Annotated in this window: 16 protein-coding genes; 7 read left to right on the forward strand and 9 right to left on the reverse strand. The window is 61.3% G+C overall.

The annotated features are described in order from the left end of the window. Window positions 1–51 precede the first annotated feature (51 nt). Window positions 52–2,901, reverse strand: coding sequence for an excinuclease ABC subunit UvrA (gene uvrA, locus BLU39_RS23250; RefSeq protein WP_092717498.1), 2,850 nt, complete (start codon window positions 2,899–2,901; stop codon window positions 52–54). Window positions 2,902–3,282: 381 nt separating this feature from the next. Between uvrA and ssb the strand changes: the two genes are divergently transcribed. From ssb to BLU39_RS23265, 3 genes are all read left to right on the forward strand, one after another. Continuing rightward, the gene (gene ssb, locus BLU39_RS23255; RefSeq protein ID WP_034781209.1) at window positions 3,283–3,792 is read left to right on the forward strand and encodes a single-stranded DNA-binding protein; all 510 of its coding nucleotides are present in this window, start codon (window positions 3,283–3,285) and stop codon (window positions 3,790–3,792) included. Between the two features lie 161 nt (window positions 3,793–3,953). Further along, complete coding sequence (locus tag BLU39_RS23260) at window positions 3,954–4,466, forward strand: DUF1203 domain-containing protein (RefSeq protein WP_217635104.1); 513 nt, start codon at window positions 3,954–3,956, stop codon at window positions 4,464–4,466. A 274-nt stretch (window positions 4,467–4,740) separates the two neighbouring features. Continuing rightward, on the forward strand, window positions 4,741–5,229 hold the full coding sequence (locus BLU39_RS23265; RefSeq protein WP_092717504.1) for a hypothetical protein: 489 nt from the start codon (window positions 4,741–4,743) through the stop codon (window positions 5,227–5,229). A gap of 6 nt (window positions 5,230–5,235) precedes the next feature. Here BLU39_RS23265 and BLU39_RS23270 read toward each other — a convergent pair whose 3' ends face one another. Next, the gene (locus BLU39_RS23270; RefSeq protein ID WP_092717507.1) at window positions 5,236–6,084 is read right to left on the reverse strand and encodes a hypothetical protein; all 849 of its coding nucleotides are present in this window, start codon (window positions 6,082–6,084) and stop codon (window positions 5,236–5,238) included. A gap of 219 nt (window positions 6,085–6,303) precedes the next feature. Here BLU39_RS23270 and BLU39_RS23275 point away from each other — a divergent pair, with 219 nt between their 5' ends. Further along, window positions 6,304–7,050, forward strand: coding sequence for a metallophosphoesterase family protein (locus BLU39_RS23275; protein ID WP_092717510.1), 747 nt, complete (start codon window positions 6,304–6,306; stop codon window positions 7,048–7,050). On the opposite strand, the gene BLU39_RS23280 is transcribed toward BLU39_RS23275, so the two are convergent. The 5 genes from BLU39_RS23280 to BLU39_RS23300 form a co-directional block, all read right to left on the reverse strand. Continuing rightward, entirely contained in the window at window positions 7,043–8,386 is a 1,344-nt protein-coding gene (locus BLU39_RS23280; protein WP_092717512.1) for a sigma-54-dependent transcriptional regulator, read from the reverse strand. The genes BLU39_RS23275 and BLU39_RS23280 overlap by 8 nt on opposite strands. Beyond that, window positions 8,379–10,286, reverse strand: coding sequence for a sensor histidine kinase (locus tag BLU39_RS23285; RefSeq protein ID WP_092717514.1), 1,908 nt, complete (start codon window positions 10,284–10,286; stop codon window positions 8,379–8,381). The genes BLU39_RS23280 and BLU39_RS23285 overlap by 8 nt, the downstream gene beginning before the upstream one ends. A 121-nt stretch (window positions 10,287–10,407) precedes the next feature. After that, complete coding sequence (locus tag BLU39_RS23290) at window positions 10,408–11,400, reverse strand: porin (protein ID WP_092717517.1); 993 nt, start codon at window positions 11,398–11,400, stop codon at window positions 10,408–10,410. 108 nt (window positions 11,401–11,508) lie between these two features. Then, a complete protein-coding gene (locus BLU39_RS23295; RefSeq protein WP_092717521.1) occupies window positions 11,509–12,822 on the reverse strand; it encodes a dicarboxylate/amino acid:cation symporter in 1,314 nt (437 codons plus the stop codon). Window positions 12,823–13,207: 385 nt separating this feature from the next. Beyond that, a complete protein-coding gene (locus BLU39_RS23300; RefSeq protein WP_092717524.1) occupies window positions 13,208–15,541 on the reverse strand; it encodes a catecholate siderophore receptor Fiu in 2,334 nt (777 codons plus the stop codon). Window positions 15,542–15,834: 293 nt separating this feature from the next. Between BLU39_RS23300 and nudC the strand changes: the two genes are divergently transcribed. Both nudC and folE read left to right on the forward strand, forming a co-directional pair. After that, the gene (gene nudC, locus BLU39_RS23305; protein ID WP_092717527.1) at window positions 15,835–16,668 is read left to right on the forward strand and encodes an NAD(+) diphosphatase; all 834 of its coding nucleotides are present in this window, start codon (window positions 15,835–15,837) and stop codon (window positions 16,666–16,668) included. 78 nt (window positions 16,669–16,746) lie between these two features. After that, the gene (folE, locus tag BLU39_RS23310) at window positions 16,747–17,313 is read left to right on the forward strand and encodes a GTP cyclohydrolase I FolE (protein WP_034754386.1); all 567 of its coding nucleotides are present in this window, start codon (window positions 16,747–16,749) and stop codon (window positions 17,311–17,313) included. A gap of 56 nt (window positions 17,314–17,369) precedes the next feature. Here folE and BLU39_RS23315 read toward each other — a convergent pair whose 3' ends face one another. Then, entirely contained in the window at window positions 17,370–18,212 is an 843-nt protein-coding gene (locus BLU39_RS23315) for an AraC family transcriptional regulator (protein WP_092717530.1), read from the reverse strand. 170 nt (window positions 18,213–18,382) lie between these two features. Between BLU39_RS23315 and BLU39_RS23320 the strand changes: the two genes are divergently transcribed. Continuing rightward, the gene (locus BLU39_RS23320) at window positions 18,383–18,787 is read left to right on the forward strand and encodes a hypothetical protein (protein ID WP_092717534.1); all 405 of its coding nucleotides are present in this window, start codon (window positions 18,383–18,385) and stop codon (window positions 18,785–18,787) included. A 131-nt stretch (window positions 18,788–18,918) separates the two neighbouring features. Here BLU39_RS23320 and BLU39_RS23325 read toward each other — a convergent pair whose 3' ends face one another. Next, on the reverse strand, window positions 18,919–19,284 hold the full coding sequence (locus BLU39_RS23325) for a hypothetical protein (protein WP_092717537.1): 366 nt from the start codon (window positions 19,282–19,284) through the stop codon (window positions 18,919–18,921). Between the last annotated feature and the right edge of the window lie 6 nt (window positions 19,285–19,290).

The raw sequence follows: 19,290 nt of genomic DNA on the forward strand, positions 1-19,290 counted from the left end.
CGGCGCGGATTGCATGAGCAATCCGCGCCGTTTTTTATTGCGCTGCCGTCCTTATTGCTTGAGCAGCGGTCCCAGGTATTTACCTGTCACGCTGGCCGGGTTCAGCGCCACGTCTTCCGGCGTGCCCGTGGCGATGATCTGCCCGCCGCCGGCGCCCCCTTCCGGACCCAGGTCGACGATCCAGTCGGCCGTCTTGATGACGTCCAGGTTGTGCTCGATGATGACGAGGGTGTTGCCCTGGTCGCGCAGGCGGTGGATGACTTTTAATAACAAATCGATGTCGTGGAAATGCAAGCCCGTCGTCGGTTCATCGAGGATGTACAGGGTGCGGCCCGTGTCGCGCTTGGACAATTCCAGCGACAATTTCACGCGCTGCGCCTCGCCGCCGGACAAGGTCGTGGCGCTTTGCCCCAGCTTGATGTAGCCGAGGCCCACGTCGAGCAGGGTTTGCAGCTTGCGCGCGATCAAGGGCACGGGCTTGAAGAATTCATGTGCCTCTTCCACCGTCATGCCCAGCACTTCCGTGATGTTCTTGCCCTTGTATTGCACTTCCAGGGTTTCGCGGTTGTAGCGCTTGCCGTGGCACACGTCGCACGGCACATAGACGTCGGGCAAGAAGTGCATCTCGACCTTGATCACGCCATCGCCCTGGCACGCTTCGCAGCGTCCGCCCTTCACGTTGAACGAGAAGCGGCCCGCGCTGTAGCCGCGTTCCTTGGCCGTCGGCACGGTGGAGAACAAATCGCGGATCGGCGTGAACAAGCCCGTGTAGGTCGCGGGATTCGAGCGCGGCGTGCGGCCGATCGGCGCCTGGTCGACGGAAATGACCTTGTCGAAGTGCTCCAGGCCGCTGATCGAGTCGTGCGGCGCCGGTTCCGTCTGCGAACCATACAGATGGCGCGACAGGGCAGGGTACAAGGTATCGTTGACGAGCGACGACTTGCCCGAGCCGGACACGCCCGTCACGCACGTCATCAAGCCCACCGGCAAGCTCAGCGACACTTTTTTCAGGTTGTTGCCCGTCGCGCCAGTAATGACCAGCTGCTTTTCCGGATCGCTGGCGTGGCGCTTGGCCGGCACGGCGATTTTCAGCTTGCCGTTCAGGTACTGCGCCGTCAGCGATTTCTTGTTTTTTAAAATGTCGGGCAGGGTGCCTTCGGCGATGATCTCGCCGCCGTGCACGCCCGCGCCGATGCCCATGTCGACGATGTAGTCGGCCGTGCGGATCGCGTCTTCGTCATGCTCGACCACCAGCACGCTGTTACCGATGTCGCGCAAGTGTTTCAAGGTTTCGATCAGGCGGTCATTATCGCGCTGGTGCAAGCCGATCGACGGTTCATCGAGCACGTACATGACGCCCGTCAAACCGGAGCCGATTTGCGATGCGAGGCGGATGCGCTGTGCTTCGCCGCCGGAGAGCGTGTCGGCGCTGCGGTCCAGCGACAGGTAGTCGAGGCCCACGTTGTTGAGGAATTTCAGGCGCGAAATGATTTCTTTCACAACCCTGTCGGCGATCTCTTTCTTGGCGCCCGTCAGTTTCAGCTTTTCAAAGAATTCCAGGGTTTCGCGCAGCGGTTTTTCCGCCACCTCATAAATGGCGCGCTGCTGCTTGCCCGTGCCGACCTTGACGAAGCGCGCTTCCACGCGCAGGCGCGCGCCATCGCATGAAGGGCAGCATTTTTCATTGATGAACTTGGCCAATTCTTCCTTGACGGCCATCGAGTCCGTCTCGCGGTAGCGGCGCTGCAGATTGTTGACCACGCCTTCGAACGTGTGTTCCTTGATGACGGTGCGGCCCCGTTCGTTCACATAGCTGAACGGAATCACTTGCTTGCCGGAACCGTACAGCACGGCTTGCTGTGAATTCAAGTCCAGCTGCTCGAACGGCATGTCCAGGTCGAATTCATAGAAGGCGGCCAGGTTCGTCAGCATCTGGAAATAAAACTGGTTGCGGCGGTCCCAGCCTTTGACGGCGCCCGAAGCCAGCGACAGGTTGGGGAACGCGACGATGCGTTTCGGGTCAAAGAATTCAATGTGGCCCAGGCCGTCGCATTCTGGGCAGGCGCCCATGGGGTTGTTGAACGAGAACAGACGCGGTTCCAGTTCCTGCAGGGAATAGCCGCACACATTGCAGGCGAATTTGTTGGAGTACACATGCTCCTGGGCGGTATCCATTTCGTAGGCAATGGCGCGGCCGTCGGCCAGGCGCAGGGCCGTCTCGAAACTTTCCGCCAGGCGCTGCTTGATGTCCTGGTTCACCTTCACCCGATCGATGACGACGTCGATTGTGTGTTTTTCCGTCTTTTTTAATTTCGGGAGGTCATCGACTTCGTAGATTTTGGCCGCATGCGTGCCGCTCTGCACGCGGAAGCGCACGAAGCCCTGCGCCTGCATCTGCTCGAACAAGTCCACGTGTTCGCCCTTGCGGTTGGCGACGACGGGCGCCAGTATCATCAGCTTGGTGTCTTCCGGCATGGCCAGCACGGCGTCGACCATTTGCGACACGGACTGGGCAGCCAGCGCGTTTTCCGGATGGTCGGGGCAGTAGGGCGTGCCCACGCGCGCATACAGCAGGCGCAGATAATCGTGGATTTCCGTCACGGTGCCGACTGTGGAACGGGGGTTGTGCGACGTTGCCTTCTGTTCGATGGAGATGGCGGGCGATAAACCTTCGATCAGGTCGACGTCGGGCTTTTCCATCAGTTGCAGGAACTGGCGCGCGTAGGCCGACAGCGATTCGACGTAGCGGCGCTGGCCTTCCGCGTACAAGGTGTCGAAGGCCAGCGACGACTTGCCGGAGCCGGACAAGCCGGTAATCACGATCAGCTTATTGCGCGGCAAATCGAGATTGATATTCTTGAGGTTATGCGTGCGAGCGCCGCGAATGCGGATCTGTTCCATGTGATTGCCTTGCTTTCAGTGAGTGGTGCGGCCGGCGCATCGGGCCAGGGTGCGGATGAGAGGCCACAACGGGTCAACCTGTAACTATAGCCGGGTTTTGCTCTGCATGCCTGAGGCGTCCATGGGCGGATTGCGCCGCCAGGCGAACGTGCCCCGACAAAGTTTGATACAGATGCGTGCAGACGTTTAAACACTGTATATAATACCAGTATTCAAGTTTCTTGTTTTCTCTTGCTGTGAAAAAAACGTGCTGCCGCACGGTAGCTGGCGTCCGTTAGAAAGCGGGTGCTTTGCGCCGCGTGGTCGCTTATAATCCTCGTTTAGTACACTAAACTAACGCGCGGGACACCGGCTCCCGCTGCAGTTCATCAGGAGTTATTCATGGCATCAGTCAACAAAGTCATCATCGTCGGCAATCTGGGCCGTGACCCGGAAATCCGCTACATGCCTAGCGGCGACGCGATCGCCAACATCGCCGTGGCCACTTCGTACAAATCGAAGGACCGCAACACGGGCGAACAAAAAGAATTGACAGAGTGGCACCGTATCTCGTTCTTCGGCCGCCTGGCGGAAATCGTCGGCCAATACCTGAAAAAAGGCTCGTCCGTCTACGTCGAAGGCCGTCTGCAAACCCGTAAATACACGGACAAGGACGGCGTCGAGAAGTACGCAACCGACATCATCGCGGAACAGATGCAAATGCTGGGCGGCCGTTCCGGCATGGGCGGCGACGCCGGCGGTGGCGATGACAGCTACGGTGGCGGCGGTGGCTACGAAGCCCCGGCCCCGCGCCAAGCACCGGCTCCGCGCCCAGCCCCGGCGCCAGCACCACGCCCGGCACCGAAGCCAGCACCGAACTTCTCGGATATGGATGACGACATCCCGTTCTAAGCACGCCGTTCTGACGCCTGTCGCCAGCTACTGCCGATAAAGAGCCTGCTTCATCCGTGAAGCAGGCTTTTTTATGCGCGCGGGCGGTAGTGGGCGATCCGGGGGCATGGTCACATTCCACAGCAAGAAGCGGATGGCGGCGCTGTCCCGATGCTGGTCTGATGGTGGTTTTGACGACACCGGAGAACAGCATGGATTTTCACATTACGGGTTTGTCGCCCGAACCTTTTATTCCCTTTTTTTCCCTGTCCGATGCCGAATTGATGGCGCTCGGCATGCGGCGCCATGTGGTCGACCAAAAACCTGGATTTCCTGACCGTATAACGCTGGCGGAGGCCGAACTGGGCGAGACCGTGCTGTTATTGAATCATGTCTGCCAGCCCGCCATGACGCCTTACCGGGCTTGCCATGCCATTTTTGTCCGCGAGGGCGCCACGCAAGCCTACGATGCCGTCAACGAGGTGCCGGAATCGATGCGGCTGCGTCTATTGTCGCTGCGCGCCTATGCCGCCGACGGCATGATGCTCGATGCCGAGGTGGTCGATGGCAGCGCCATGGAAGCCGTCATTGCGCGATTATTCGCCGATGCGGGCGTCAGTTATATTCACGTCCACAATGCCAAGCGGGGCTGTTATGCGGGCCGTATCGACCGTGTGGGCAGCTCCCTTGTTTAGTCGCGCATGCCGGTATCGAGCGTTTTGCCTGTACCGCTGTGCCACCTCTGGTACAGATTGCGCTTCTTTCCATGCATCCGCTCTGATTTTAAAAATCCATCTGGGGCTATTGCTCGTTGCCATGTTGTTTTGTGTGGTGCAGGTGGGATGCGCATTGCGGCAGATGTACTTGCTGGCCTGAACCGTACGGGAAGGGATGAGCGACGTGGTGCTACACTCGTCATCTCAGCAACGCCAGGTGGCGGAAAGGCGGACCATGCCGGTAGCACAGAACATGACATTGCGCGCCGTAGCCCCGGGCGAAGAAGGGGCGTTGGCGCAGCTGTTCCAGCTGTATTGCTACGACAATGCCGCCTGGAGCGGGGAGGACGTGCTGGCCGATGGCCGCTACGATGTGTGCGATGCCGGGCTGGCCGAGTACGTGCATGCGCCCGGCCATACGGCCGCCTGGATCGAGGTCGATGGCGCGCTGGCGGGATTTTTCATTACGGAGCCTGGCATGGCCGGCAAGCTGCCGGTGCAGGAGTTCAGCGACTTTTTCATCTTGCGCAAATACCGGCGTCGGGGGCTGGCGCTGGAAGTGGTGCGCCGCGTGCTGCTGGGCAGCGAGCAGACGTGGATGGTGGCGACGTTCCGCGCCGATGTCGCTGCCTGCGCGTTCTGGCGGCAGGCATTTGCGCGCCTGCCGTTTGCCAGGGTCGAGGCGTACGACGATCCGGACTTGCCGCGGTTCCAGCTGACGTTGCTGAAACCGGCGGCCTGAGCTGGTTTAGAAGCGTACTTTCACATATGCCGACGGTCCCGTCAGACGAATGTTCAGGTCGGCATCACGTTCGCTGTCGCGGTGCAGCTTGATTTTCGAGATGCCGTAATCGGCCACGAAACCGATGTTCTTGAACGGGAACCATTCCATGCCGATATTGCCACCGTAGATGTGTCCATTGATGCGCCCGCCGTTTTTCTTGATGCCCGACGCTTCCGCATACATGCGCAAGTCCGGTGTGAAGGCGTGGCGCCAGCCCACTTCCAGCAGCGGAGCAAAGGCGTGCTCGCTGATGGAATCGCGCGCCGTGGCCGTTTCGCCATTGACGATGCCGGTCGCCGTGCCATTCAGGTTGGCATGGTAGTAGGCGGCGCCCAGGCCGATGCCGAAAGTGTCGTTGCCGCTGCCCAGCCACCATTTATAGGCCAGCTTGGCCAGGTCCAGTTTCAGGTCGGCATTCGCCGTGGCTGTGCCCGTCACGGGCTGGCCATTGATGATGGTTTCGCCCGTCAATGTGGGAGTGTAGGATTTATCATAGCGGTAGTAGTCGAACGCCAGGCCATGGCGGTCGCCGATCAGCAAGTCCGCCTTGACGCGGGGAATCGTGGTGTGGCTTGGCTTCGATTCGGGCGCGTCGATGCGGCCAAACTGCGTGTCGGCGCCGATATTGATGCGCGGATCGGCGGAAAACGCCCCCACGGAAATGCTGACACGGTCCAGTGTCGGCGATGGCTCGGCCCGCGCCGTGGCCGCCGCCGTGGCAATGCCCAGCACGCCCAGCATCAGGGCGCCGCGCAAGGCGAGAAGCTGCAAACGGAGTGGGGAAAGGCGGGCGGGGACGGGCGTGACAAACATGGAACTACTCCTCTGAAAAGTAATGGGTGGGCCGCGACGCTGGGGCGGCCGACAGGTCTAATGCAATGAGGAAATGGTAGCAACTGTTACATTTAGATCACGTAGCCGCACGGCGCAAATTACCGTCGGATTTGTCCTACCGCATGTCATTGCTGGTGCGCGGCATTGCCTGCAACAGGGGAGGCGCGCAGAATGGTGCGCAAGAACAGGAGACATCGCATGAGAATCGCTGCCATATCCGATATCCACGGCAACCTGGACGCGCTTGACGCCGTGCTTGCCGACATCGCCCGGCGTGGCGTGGACGTGACCGTCAACCTCGGCGATATCGTCTCGGGCCATCTGCAGCCGCGCGCCACGGCGACGCGCCTGATGGGTATCAATCTGCCCACCATCCGCGGCAACCACGAGCGCCAGCTGCTGGGCGATCCGGCCCGCATGGGCGTGTCCGACGCCTATGCGCGCGCGCAACTGTTGCCGGAGCAACTCGCATGGATAGATGCGCTGCCCGCCACCTTGCGCCTGCGGCATGACGTGCTGCTCGTGCATGGCACGCCCAGCAGCGACCTCGTGTATTTTCTCGACAGCGTCACGCCGCAAGGCAGCCGTGCCGCCACGCTGCGGGAAGTGGCGGAACGTGCCGGCGAGGCCGACGCGGCCTTGATACTGTGCGGCCATACGCACATGCCGCGCCAGGTGCGCCTAGCCGATGGCCGGCTGATCGTCAACCCGGGCAGCGTGGGCTTGCAAGCCTACGACGACGACCATGGTTATCCGCACGTGATGGAAAACGGCACGCCGCACGCGCGCTATGCGATTGCCGAACAGGGAGCCGATGGCAGCTGGACGGCGCAGTTGCGCGCGGTGGAATATGACTGGGAAAAGGCGGCCCGGCTGGCGCTGGCCAACGGCCGGCCCGACTGGGTCGTGCCCTTGCGCACGGGCCGGGTCGGCGTGCCTACCTGAACTCTTCCGCCACCAGGTTGTACTTTTGCATCTTGTGATACAAGGTCTGTTTCGGCAAGCCGAGCACCGCGCTCACTTCGCTGACGTTGCCCGCATATGCGCGCAGTTCCTGCTCGATCAGTGACCGTTCGAAGCCGTTGACCTGTTCCGCCAGCGACAATGGACTGGCCAGTCCGGCCGCCAGCAAGCTCGAGGCGCCCCCGGCGATGCCCAGCACGAAGCGGTCGGCGATATTGCGCAGTTCGCGTACATTGCCGGGCCAGGAGTGGGCCATCAGGTTGCGCATCTGCGCGCTGGAAACGACGGGCGCGGCGCGGTTGTAGCGGGCGGCGGCGGCCAGCACGAAGTGCTCGAAGAGGATGGGGATGTCTTCGCGCCGTTCGCGCAGCGGCGGCAGGTGCAGCACGATCAAATTCAATCGGTAGTACAGGTCGCTGCGGAATTTCTGCTGCTGCGACAAGTCTTCCAGGTCCAGCTTGGCCGCCGCGATGACGCGCACGTCGACGGGCGTGGGCACGTTCGAGCCGAGCCGTTCGATATAGCGTTCCTGCAGCACGCGCAGCAATTTCACTTGCAGCGACAGGGGCAGCGATTCGATTTCGTCGAGGAAGAAAGTGCCCTGGTCCGCGTGTTCGATCTTGCCCACCTGCCGCTTGGCCGCGCCCGTAAACGCGCCCGGTTCGTGGCCAAAGACTTCGCTCTCGAATATGCTTTCGGGAATCGCGCCGCAGTTGACGGCGACAAAGTTGTGCTTGCGGCGGTGGCTGAAGTCGTGCAGGCAGCGGGCCACCATTTCCTTGCCCGTGCCCGTGTCGCCATAGATCAGCACATCGGCCGGTTCGTCTGCTACGTCGAGTATCAGGCGCCGTATGTCGCGCATCGCCACGGAATTGCCCAATAAACGCGCTTCGATGCCGCCGCCGTCCTCGAGCTGGCGGCGCAGGCTGTGCACTTCCAGGGTCAGGCGCCGGGTTTCCAGCGCGCGCAGGATGACGTCGACCAGCTGGTCGGACGAATACGGCTTTTCGATGAAATCGTAGGCGCCCGTGCGCATGGCGTGCACGGCCATGGTGATGTCGCCGTGGCCCGTGACGAGGATCACGGGCAGGTTGGCATCGAGCGTCTTGACCGCTTGCAGCAATTCCAGGCCGCTCATGCCGGGCAGGCGCACGTCGCTGACGACGATGCCGGGGAAATCCGGCGTCAGCAGTTTATAGGCCAGCTCGGCCGAGTGGAAGGCCAGCACATCCAGGCCGGCCAGCTGCAATGCCTGCTCGCTGCCTTCGCGTACGGTGGGGTCGTCTTCGACCAGCAAGACCTTCAAGCCGTCAAACATGTTTTTCCTCCTGCGTTGCTATCTGTAGTTCGATGGTGAAGATGGCGCCGCCGCCGGGGGCGTTCTCGGCGCGCAGCACGCCGCCGAACTGGCGCGTGATCTGTTCGGAAATGGCCAAGCCCAGGCCCAGTCCCAGGCCTTGCGGTTTGGTCGTGAAGAACGGTTCGAACAGGTGTTCATACACTTCCGTCGACAGGCCCGGGCCCGTGTCGGCCACGTGGATCAGCACGTGCCCGGGCGTGGATTCGACGGACACGCGCAGGCTGCGCACGTCGCTGCCGTTCATGGCATCGAGCGCATTGGCGTACAGGTTCACCAGCACCTGCTCGAGGCGGTTGCTTTCGCACATGGCGAAGATGTCTTCGGGCGGCAATTGCAGGGTAAAACGCACATTTTCCACCTGCAGCCGCCGTTCGACGAGGAACAGGGCGTTGCTGATCGCCGTGGGGATCGACACGGAGGTCAGGCTGGTTGTCGATTTGCGCGCAAAAATCTTCAATTGTCCCGTAATGGTCCCCATCCTGGCCGCAATTTGCGATATCTTCGCCAGGTTGCGCCGTGCATCGTCGAGCCGCCCCCGCTCGAGCAGGATGACGGCATTGTCGGACATGGTGCGCAGCGCCGTCAGTGGCTGGTTCAGTTCATGTGTGATGCTGGCCGACATTTGCCCCAGCACGGCCATCTTGCCGGCCTGAAAAAGTTCGTTTTGCGTGATGTGCAGCTTTTGCTCGGCCTTGCTGCGCACCTCGATTTCCTGGCTCAGGCTTTGCGTCATGGCGTTCAGTTCCGACGTGCGCTCCTCGACCATGGCTTCCAAGTTGTCGTAGGCGTGCTGCAGATCTTCGCGGGCGCGCAATTTTTGCGCCACGGCCGCGCGGCGCTGGCGCAGGTAAAAGAACAGCAGCATGAAAAAGCCCAGCAGCACGCAAGAGAAGGCGGCCGCCGCGCGCGCGCTGGCCTTGGCTTGCGCCAGGTCGGACAGGTAAATAAAAGTCCAGCCTTGCGGCGATTTGAGCTTGATCTGCGTCATGACGCTCGAGCTGGTCTTCGGCGGGGCATCGGCATGTTCATGCTCGCGCACGCTGATCACGCGCGCGCCATTGCCCAGCTGGCGGTCGGAAACGAAGGGGATGGCAGCGAGCTGCTTCGAATAGTACTGGCGCGTGCGGTTGAGTTCCTCGACGATGGCGGGCGACAGCGGCGCCAGGGTCTTGTACTTCCAGTCCGCCATGGAGCTGAGGAAGATCACGCCGTGCTCGTCGGCCAGCATCACCTTGTCGGCGCCTTGCACCCAGCGTTTTTCCAGGGTTTCCAGATTCACCTTCACCGTTGCCAGGCCCAGCATGTGGCCATTCTGGTAGATGCCGTGGGCAAAGAAGTAACCGGGTTCCAGGCGCGTCGTGCCCACGCCATAGAAGCGGCCCGGCGTGCCGCGCAGCGCATCCTGGGCGTAGGGGCGGAACGAGATATTGTCGCCAATAAAACTATCGGGCTGTTGCCAGTTGCTGGCGGCCCGCGTGTTGCCGTCGAGGTTGCTGATGAAAATGGTCGACGATTTCGCCTGGGCATTCATCTGCTCGAGGTAATGGTTGACCGTATCGACCAGCACCGGATCTTCCGGGTGCTGCAGCAGGCGGATCACGTCGCGGTTCAGCTCCAGGGTCTTGGGCAGGAAGTCGTATTTCTCCAGCGCATTTTCAAGACTGCTGACATACACCTCCAGGCGCTGCGCGCCACTGGCCTGCAGCTTGCCGATGGCGATGCGTTCGGTCCAGAAATACACGAGCCAGACGGTGGCCAGGCAGGCGGCCAGCACCACGCCCCAGGCCAGCGTTTCGCGGCCCGACCGTTGCGACAGGCGCTGGCGCCAGGAAAGGGAGGGTTTACTACTGTTATTCATAAAATCAGCTGCCAACTTGCAAGAACCCACAGTATCGCATTTAAGTAATCGCGGAAATAAAAAAGCCGCCGGATATGCATCCGGCGGCCCACACTTCTATTTTACGGACAGCTCGACGTCCTTAGAACGTGTGGCGCATACCCAAGTTGAAACCGCTGGTGCCGGTGCCATCGTCGGTGGCATTGCCAACCTTGTAGGTCGCGCCGTTCTTGTTGCTGATGTGGCCGTAACCTGTGTACAGGTCGCTGCGCTTGGACAGCGCATAGAAGGCGCCAATGGCCCACTGCTGGGCGTCACGGTTGGCGTTGCTCTTGTCGTTGTGACGGATGTACGACGCGACCAGCTTGGTGGCGCCGAACGGTGCGCTGAAGCCGACCAGGATGTCGTTGCTCTTGCTGTTGTCGAGGGCGCGGTTGTCGGCGTAGCCGAAGTTACCTTGTACTACGCCAAAGTCGTAGCGCGTGGCCAGCAAGGTGTTGCGGCTTTGCTGGGTCGCCAGCGCATTTTCCTGGCGGTGATGCGTCAGGGTCACGTTCAGCGGGCCATCGATGTAATGCACGGCGCCGCCCATGCTGCGGTTTTTCGCATTGTCGCCGGCCACTTCGCCAAAACCGTACGCCAGGTCGGCCGACAGGTGGCTATAGGTCGGCGAGCTGTATTGCACCATATTATCGACGCGGTAATTCGTCGCCATAATGTTCGATGCCGTGCCGGCCAGGCCGATGACAAACGGATCGGCCACGTCGCGCAGGGCCAGGTAGTACGGCGTATATTGGCGGCCCAGGGTGAGGGCGCCGGCGCTGCCGGTCAGGCCCACATACGCCTGGCGGCCGAACAGCCGGCCGCCCTGGCCCGAGGTGCCGGTGTCGATATTGAAACCGCTTTCCAGCACGAAGGTGGCGGCCAGGCCGCCGCCCAGGTCTTCCTTGCCCTTGAAGCCGATGCGCGAGCCCGAGGCGATGCCGGAAGCGACGCGGTTCAGGCGGTCGCCGGCGGCATCCTTGTCGAACACCAGGCCGGCGTCCGCCACGCCATACATGGTCACGTTCGATTGGGCCAGGGCGCCGGTGGAGGCTGCGCCGAGGGTCAGCAGGGTAAACAGGACTTTTTTCATGAAAATCTCTCTAATAGGTTGGAATGACTACTGATCGCACTACCTGACTGCTTGTTACTCAACATGGACAACAAATAAATAGCCCGCTTGTGGCGGGCCATGGCGCTATCAGGCTTTGCTAGCGTGATCCGCTTCGCCCCAATGGCTTTCCGTGTTCTGGCTGGCCGCGTTGGCTGCGGCTGCTTCCTCCTCGGTGGCCAGGCCACCTTCCCACTTGGCGACGACGGCCGTGGCGACGGCATTGCCGACCGCGTTGGTGGCCGAACGGCCCATGTCGAGGAATTGATCGACGCCCATCAGCAGCAGCAGGCCCGCTTCCGGAATATTGAACTGGTTCAGGGTCGCGGCAATCACCACCAGCGAGGCGCGCGGCACGCCGGCCATGCCTTTCGAGGTCAGCATCAGCAGCAGCAGCATGGTGATCTGCGTGCCGATCGACAGGTCGATACCGTAGGCTTGCGCGATGAACAGCACGGCGAAGGTGCAGTACATCATCGAGCCATCGAGGTTGAAGGAGTAGCCCATCGGCAACACGAAGCTGGAAATCTTGCGGTCCACGCCGAACTGGTCGAGCGCCGTCAGCAGTTTTGGATAGGCCGCTTCCGAGCTGGCCGTCGAGAATGCCAGCAAGAATGGTTCACGGATCAGGCCAACCAGTTTGAAGACGCGCGGGCCGATGACGACGAAGCCGGCGCCGATCAGCAGTGCCCACAGGCACAGCAGGCCCAGGTAGAAGCCGCCCATGAACTTGGCAAACGTGACCAGCACGCCCAGGCCGTGCGTGGTGATGACGGAAGCCATTGCGGCGAACACGGCCAGTGGGGCCAAGTTCATGATGGTGCCGGTGATGCGCAGCATGACTTGCGCCAGCTGGTCGACGACGGCCGTCAGGGTCTTGCCCGATTCGCCCAGGCCGGCCAGTGCGCCGCCGAAGAAGATCGAGAACACCAGTACTTGCAGGATTTCATTGTTGGCCATGGCCTCGATCGGCGACTTCGGCACCAGGTGCGTGAAGAAATCTTTCAAGGTGAAGGCGGCCGTTTTCAAATTCGTCGAAGCGTGGACGTCCGGCAATGGCAAGCCCAGGTTGGTTCCCAGCTGCATCAGGTTCGACAGCACCATGCCCAGCGCCAGCGACACGAGCGAGGCAACGACGAACCAGCACATGGCTTTCAGGCCGATGCGGCCCGCCGTCTTGCCGTCGCCCATGTGGGCGATGCCGACCGTCAGGGTGGAGAATACGAGCAGCGCAATGATCATTTTGATCAGGCGCAGGAAAACGTCGGTGACGATGGAAATATTGCCAGCGATCTGAGCGCTGAGCTTGGCATCAGGGAAGGCGGTATTGCATCCATAGCCGACAATAATGCCGAGGACCATGGCAATCAGGATGTACAGGGTTAATGGCCGTTTCTTTTTCATTTTGACTCCTCCAAATGAAGCGCCGCTGTGAGCGGATTATTGATTGCGAGCAACTCAAGCTTGGAGTCAATATTTCTCAAAAACAAGCCCTTGCGTGCCAGCGATTATTTGCAGCAAAACCTGTACATAGCAAAGGATATGCCTGAAATCGGCATTTGGCGCATAACTTCTTAAGTTGTTGATTTAAGGAAGCTTTTTTTGTTGTCAGGATGTCGCAATTTGGCCTGCTTGCGCGAAATATTGGACGCGGCGGGCCATCGCTGTATGACTTTTCATACGCTAGTCGCGGCACGGTGGCGGTACGCCAAAAAGGCAAGATTATCAGGACAATAAAAAAGCCCCTCCGAAGAGGGGCTTGATGTGGCGCAGTCGTGTTCTATTGACGTCAGAACTTGATATTGGCCGTCAGGCTGAACGAACGTGGCTGGCTCGGGGTGTAGCGGAAACCGGACTTGTTGATGGCCGCCACATAGGTCTTGTCGGCCAGGTTGTAGGCGTTCAGCTGCAGGTCGAGGTTCTTGTTGACGGTGTAGGTTGCCATGGCGTCGAAGACCCAGTAGGCATCCACGCGGGCCGGCGTGCCGACGGCGCCATCGGTGCCGCGCAGCATTTCACCCACGTAACGCGCGCCGCCACCGATCTTCAGGCCGAAGGGCAGGGTGTACGAGGTCCAGCCCGTAAACGCCTGTTTAGGCGTGTAGCTGAGGTTGTTGACGCCGCTGGCCGTGACGACCCTGCCCGACTCGACCTTGGTGTTCATGCGGGTGTAGCCGGCGCTGACGAGCCAGTTCGGCATGATCTCGCCCACCACGCCCAATTCCAGGCCTTCCACGCGCTTCTTGCCGGTCTGGTAATAAATGGTCGGGATCACAGGATCTTGTTCCACTTCATTCTTGACGGTGGTCTGGTAGACGGCGGCCGACAGCGACAGCTTTTGCTTCAGGAAGTCCCACTTGGTGCCGATTTCCTTGGTAATGGTTTCCTGCGGGTCATATTTCGGGTTTTGCGCGCTGCTGGCGCCCGTGCTCAGGGCGAAGTTGACGCCGGGTGGCGCTTTCGACGTGGCCAGCAAGGCATACACGCTGCTGTCCGGCGTCGGCTTGTACATGGCCGAAATCTTGCCGTTGGCCAAGGTGTCGCTCAGGGTCAAGTGGGTAGGAATCGGCGTGCCCACTGGCAATGGCTGTACTGCCGGTGCGGTCACGGCCGTTTGCAGGGTGACGGCGTCATACGTGGTGTTGAAATGGTCGAAGCGCACGCCGCCGTTGAAGATCCACTTGTCGCCGAACTTGACGGTGTCGAACACATACAGGCTTTGCGTGTTGACTTCGCCTTCGGTGAACGCGCCGTTGCGCACGGGCTGGTAGCCGGTGACGGGGTCGCGCGGATTCGGATGGTACAGATTGGCGTCCGGCATGGTGCCCAGGCTGGCAGGCACATAGCTGTAGTTGGTCTGTTTTTCGCTGGTGAATTCGGCGCCAGCCACCACCGAGTGTTTCAGCACGCCCGTGTCGAATTGCGCGCTGACCACGGTCTGGTTGGTCAGAATCGTGTTTTCCTGGTCCTTCACGGTGCGCAGCGAGCGTGCCAGGGTCCAGGTCGACGGATCAGCGGCGACCGGCGTCTTCAGGTTGGCGGTGCTGCCCATGAAGGCCGTCAGCAGGTAATCCTGTTTGGTCTTGCCGTAGCGCGTGGTGTTCTGGAACTGCACGGTCGGCGAGAAGTCATGGTCGATGCGCAAGGTGCCCATGTCGGCCTTGACCTTGTCGTGATCCGCAGTGGAACCGTAGAAATTCTTCGGATCGACCTTGGCGGCGCCGTTCAGGAAGGTACGGATCACCTTGTTCGTCGGCGTGATGGTGTCCGGCGTCGAGTAGCCTGGCAAGCCGATGGTCGGCACAAAGCCGTCGGGCACGTTGTTTTGATCCACGTGCAGGTAGCTGGCCGTGATGCGCGTCGGTTTGCCGATGCCGAAGGTGACGGTGGGCGCGAAGGCCCAGCGCTTGTTCTTGACTTCATCGCGCGCCGGGTTGCCGCTGTCCTGCGTCATCAGGTTCAGACGGAAGGCCGTGCCGGAATCGGCGTCGATGATGCGGTTCCAGTCGGCCGTGGCGCGTTTCTGCTTGCCGCTGCCCGCCGTCAGCAGGGAATTGAATTTGTTTTCCATGGTGGCCGTCTTGCTGACCAGGTTGATCGAACCGGTCGGCGAACCGCGGCCGCTGTCCGTGCCCGCCGGGCCCTTCAATACGTCGATCTGTTCGATGTTGAAGACGTCGCGCGAGATGGAACCCACGTCGCGCACGCCATCGACATAGATGCTGCCCGAGGCATCGAAGCCGCGCATGTAGACGGCGTCGCCCGTGTTCGTGTTGCCGTTCTCGCCGAGGAAGAAGGTGCCGACGCCGGGCGTGTTGCGCAGCGCGTCCGTCAGGGTCAGCGCGCCTTGCTGCTCGATCAATTCCTTTTTGATCACGACGATGGTTTGCGCCGTGTTGACCAGGTCTTCCGTGTATTTCGGCGACGAGGCTTTTTCGGCCTTGAAATCATTTTCCTTGGAGCCCACGACCTTGATTTCGTTCAGGGTTTGCTGCGATGCCGGGGCGCTTTGGCCGGCCGGGTCTGCCGCCTGGGCGGCGACGGGCAGCAGCATCACGGCCAGGGCGGCGCCGATGTGCTGGTTGAAACGGGTAGGTGCGTGTTTGCGGCTCTTGATTGCCATCTTGCTCTTTCGAAAAGGTCAGGGTAGTGGTTCCTGGCTGGCTCTGCGCCGTTGTGCTTGGGCACGCGGGCAAGTGGCTGGCGATGGAGACGGGGTAGGCGGTATTGTAATAACTGGGCGCTATTTCGTAAATGAGAATCGTTATCAGTATCGTTTACGCAACGGATTGGGCTTGACGCAAAAAAAATACGGCCATGGCTGATGAATGCTTGCTTTGCCGCTGCGGCGCTGCTATGCGCGCAAGCGTCCGGCAGCGGGAGTATGATGAGCAACCTTTACAAATTCCACCGAGCATGCTGCAGACTCCCGATGCCTTTGTCCCCCTGATCGATGCGCCCGAACCTGCCCCGGCCGCAGACCAGACGCTGACCTTTGTCTTTCACCGCGGGCGTCTGTTGTTGCGCACGCCCGAGCTGGCCCTGCCCACTGCCGCCGAGGTGGCCGCGCTCGATATCGACCTCGGCGACGCCCAGCCCGTGGGCTTGTGGCAAGGCCGCTATTGCCAGACGGTCTGGGCCGACGAGGAATTGCCCGCCGGCGCCGGCCTGGCCTGGCACGGCATGCGCACCCTGTTCAATGCCGTCGACGACGCCTTCCTGGGCCTGGCCAGCCGCGCCGTGCAGCTGGCCGAGTGGGCGCGCACGCACCGCCATTGCGGCGTGTGCGCCACGCCCATGCAGCGCACGCGCGGCGAACGCTGTTTCACGTGCGCCGCCTGCGGCATGCTCGCGTATCCGCGCATTTCGCCGGCCATGATGGTGCTCATCCGCAAGGGCGACCAGGTGCTGCTGGCCATGCACAAGCACTCGCCATCGCAGCGTTTCAGTCCACTGGCTGGTTTCCTGGAAGCGGGCGAATCGATCGAGGAAGCCGTGCACCGCGAAGTGATGGAAGAGGTGGGCTTGCGCGTGCACAACCTGCAATACTTCATGAGCCAGTCCTGGCCGTTTCCCCATTCGCTGATGATCGCGTTTACGGCCGATTATCTCGATGGCGAGATCCGTGTCGATGAAAACGAGATCGCCGAGGCGCGCTGGTTCGGCCCCGGCGACGTGTGGCCGGAGGCGAGTTCGAGCGTGTCGATTTCCGCGCTGCTGGTGCGCGCGCACCGTCCGCCTAAGCCATAGGGAAAGCAATGGCCGTCGGGGCAGCCTGTCACATTTTCTATATACTGACGGCAATTGCAAATTTTAGGGTGGTGTAGCATGTCTCAAGAAGAATTCTCCGAAAACGACTGGCGTCGGCTGATCAGCAGCTTTGGCGAAGATCCGCAGCGTCCCGGCTTGCTGGAAACGCCGGCGCGCGTGGCCAAGGCGTGGAAGCACTGGACGTCCGGCTATGGCCAGGATCCGGTGGATTTGCTGAAAGCGTTTGAAGATGGCGCGGAACAGTACAACGAGCTGATCGTCGTGCGCGGCATTCCCGTCTACAGCCATTGCGAACACCATCTGGCGCCATTCTTCGGCAAGGCCACCATCGGCTACGTGCCCAACGGCAAGATCGTCGGCCTGTCGAAACTGACGCGCCTCGTCGATTGCTTCTCCAAGCGCCTGCAAGTGCAGGAACGCATGACGATGCAGATCGCCAATGCCCTGATGGAAGTGCTGGAACCGAAATCGGTGGGCGTGGTCGTACGCTGCCGCCACCTGTGCATGGAAAGCCGCGGCATCCGCACGCCGGGCGAGGAAACCATCACCTCGGCCATGCTGGGCGAGATGCAGCCGAACCTGGCGCTGCGCACGGAATTTCTGGCATTGGCGCGCGAAAGCTGATTGTTCGGCGACGATGCGTGACGAAGGCGGCGTGATGCCGCCTTTTTTATGCGTTTTTATATCCTCTTCGATTCCCGTTCCGCCAGGTAGCGCGCCGGCGGCTTGCCCACGGCCTTGCGGAACATGGTGACGAAACCGCTCGTGTTTTCATAACCGAGTTCCAGCGCCACCGCTTTCACGCTGTGGCCTTGCGCCAGCCGCTGCAAGGCCAGGATGACGTGCAATTGCCGGCGCCAGCGGCCCACGCTCATGCCCAGTTCCTCCAGTGATTGCCGGGTCATGCTGCGCTCGCTCATGCCGATGCGGCCGGCCCATTCGGCCAGGGTGCTTTTATCGCCGGGCTGCGCCAGCAGCAGGGCGGCCAGGCGGCGCAGGCGAGGATCGCGTGGCATCGGCAGGTGCAAGTCTTCCACGGGCGCGGCCGCCAGTTCATCGAGCAGGGTGAGCACCAGGCGTTCTTGCGCGCCATGCAGCGCGGCCAGGGTGGGAAAACCGGCCGCCTTGGAGATCAGTTCGCGCAGCAGGGGCGACACGGCCACGGTGCAGCAGACGGCCGGCAAGGCCGGCGCCATGGCCGGTTCAACAAACAGGCAATAACATGCGGCCTCGCCCACGCCCTGCGCCGAATGCATCAGGCCGCCCGGTATCCACACGGCGCACTGGGGCGGCACGATCCACACGCCACTGTCCACCTCGCAATGAATCACGCCACGCGTCGCATACAGCAGCTGCCCCTTGCGGTGCCGGTGCGGCGCCTGCTCGCCATCCTCGGGCACGCTGGCCAGTCCCACGGCCAGCAGCGGGCGCAGCACGCCATCGATGTCGAAATCGATGAGGGAAGCGCCGGCCTCGAGGCCCAGCTGGGCCGTCAGCACCTTGGGCAAGAGGGGAGAGGGCATGGGAATGGTTTGGCTGGATTGAATAATATTGTGGCTATTTTATGCAATGACGCGCAGCGCCGCCAGCGCTATCGTATGGGTATCCGCAGCCCCGCTTCAACGGCAACCGCCGCCGCCAGTGTTCTGATGAAGGTAAGGAGGAACGGCAACCCCTTGAAGGAGTCATCACCATGCAGCTTGATCTATCCACTTTTCCCCTCGTCTGGATGCGCCGCGAGGCAGCGCCTGTCCAGCCCGATATGCTGTTTGTCCAGTTTGACGCGCTGCTGGCGCGTCGCCAGGCGTTTGTCATTCTCAGCGAGGAAGGTTTTGACGAGGAGGGGCACGAACACCCGCAGGAAGAGCGCAAGCGGGCTGCGCTCTGGATGAAGCAGAACAAGGCGGCCATCCGCGCGTATATCCAGGGCATGGTGCTGGTCGAGCCGAGCGCCGCCAAGCGCCTGGCGGGCAAGGCTTTTGCCGTGATGTTCGGCAAGTTCTGGGGCTACCCCCTGCATTTCGGCACCAGCCGCGACGATGCGCTCGACATCGCGCAGCATTTGCTGCACGCGTGGCTGCCGCCAAGGGAAGACTAACGACATGAAGAGCACCTGACAAAACCGTCGCGAGCGGCAGTGATTTGTGGCTAAGAAGCGCAACCGTACTCTAGTACGGTGAGCATCGCAGGCGCGCAAAGCGCGCCGCGCAGTAGGTTTGGTCAGGTGTTTTAGTAGCGGTAATCGTTGATGAAATGCTTGGTGAAGTTGTACTTGCTGCCGCCGTCGAGCAAGTCGACCAGGCGTTTCGGCGCCGAGGCCGACATGAAGGCGTCGGCGGCGCCGCCCGTGCTGCGGAACTTCATGCCGGGGCTGAGGATCTGGTTGGCGCCGATTTTCAGGTGCTGGAAGCTTTTCGTTTTTTCATTGTTGAGGATGAAGTGCAATTCCTGCTTGAACGTCAGGAAGGGGATCTTCAGCCACCAGCCTTCGTCCGTGCCATAGCTGGCGACGCTGGCAAAGTGCGTATTTTTCTCCGTCAGGGTGGGTTTGCCCAGGCGGTCGTTGATGCGTTTCATGGCTTCATTCTTGGTCATGCTGTT

Origin of the sequence: Janthinobacterium sp. OK676, from assembly GCF_900103595.1 — a bacterium.
Lineage (GTDB): Bacteria > Pseudomonadota > Gammaproteobacteria > Burkholderiales > Burkholderiaceae_D > Janthinobacterium.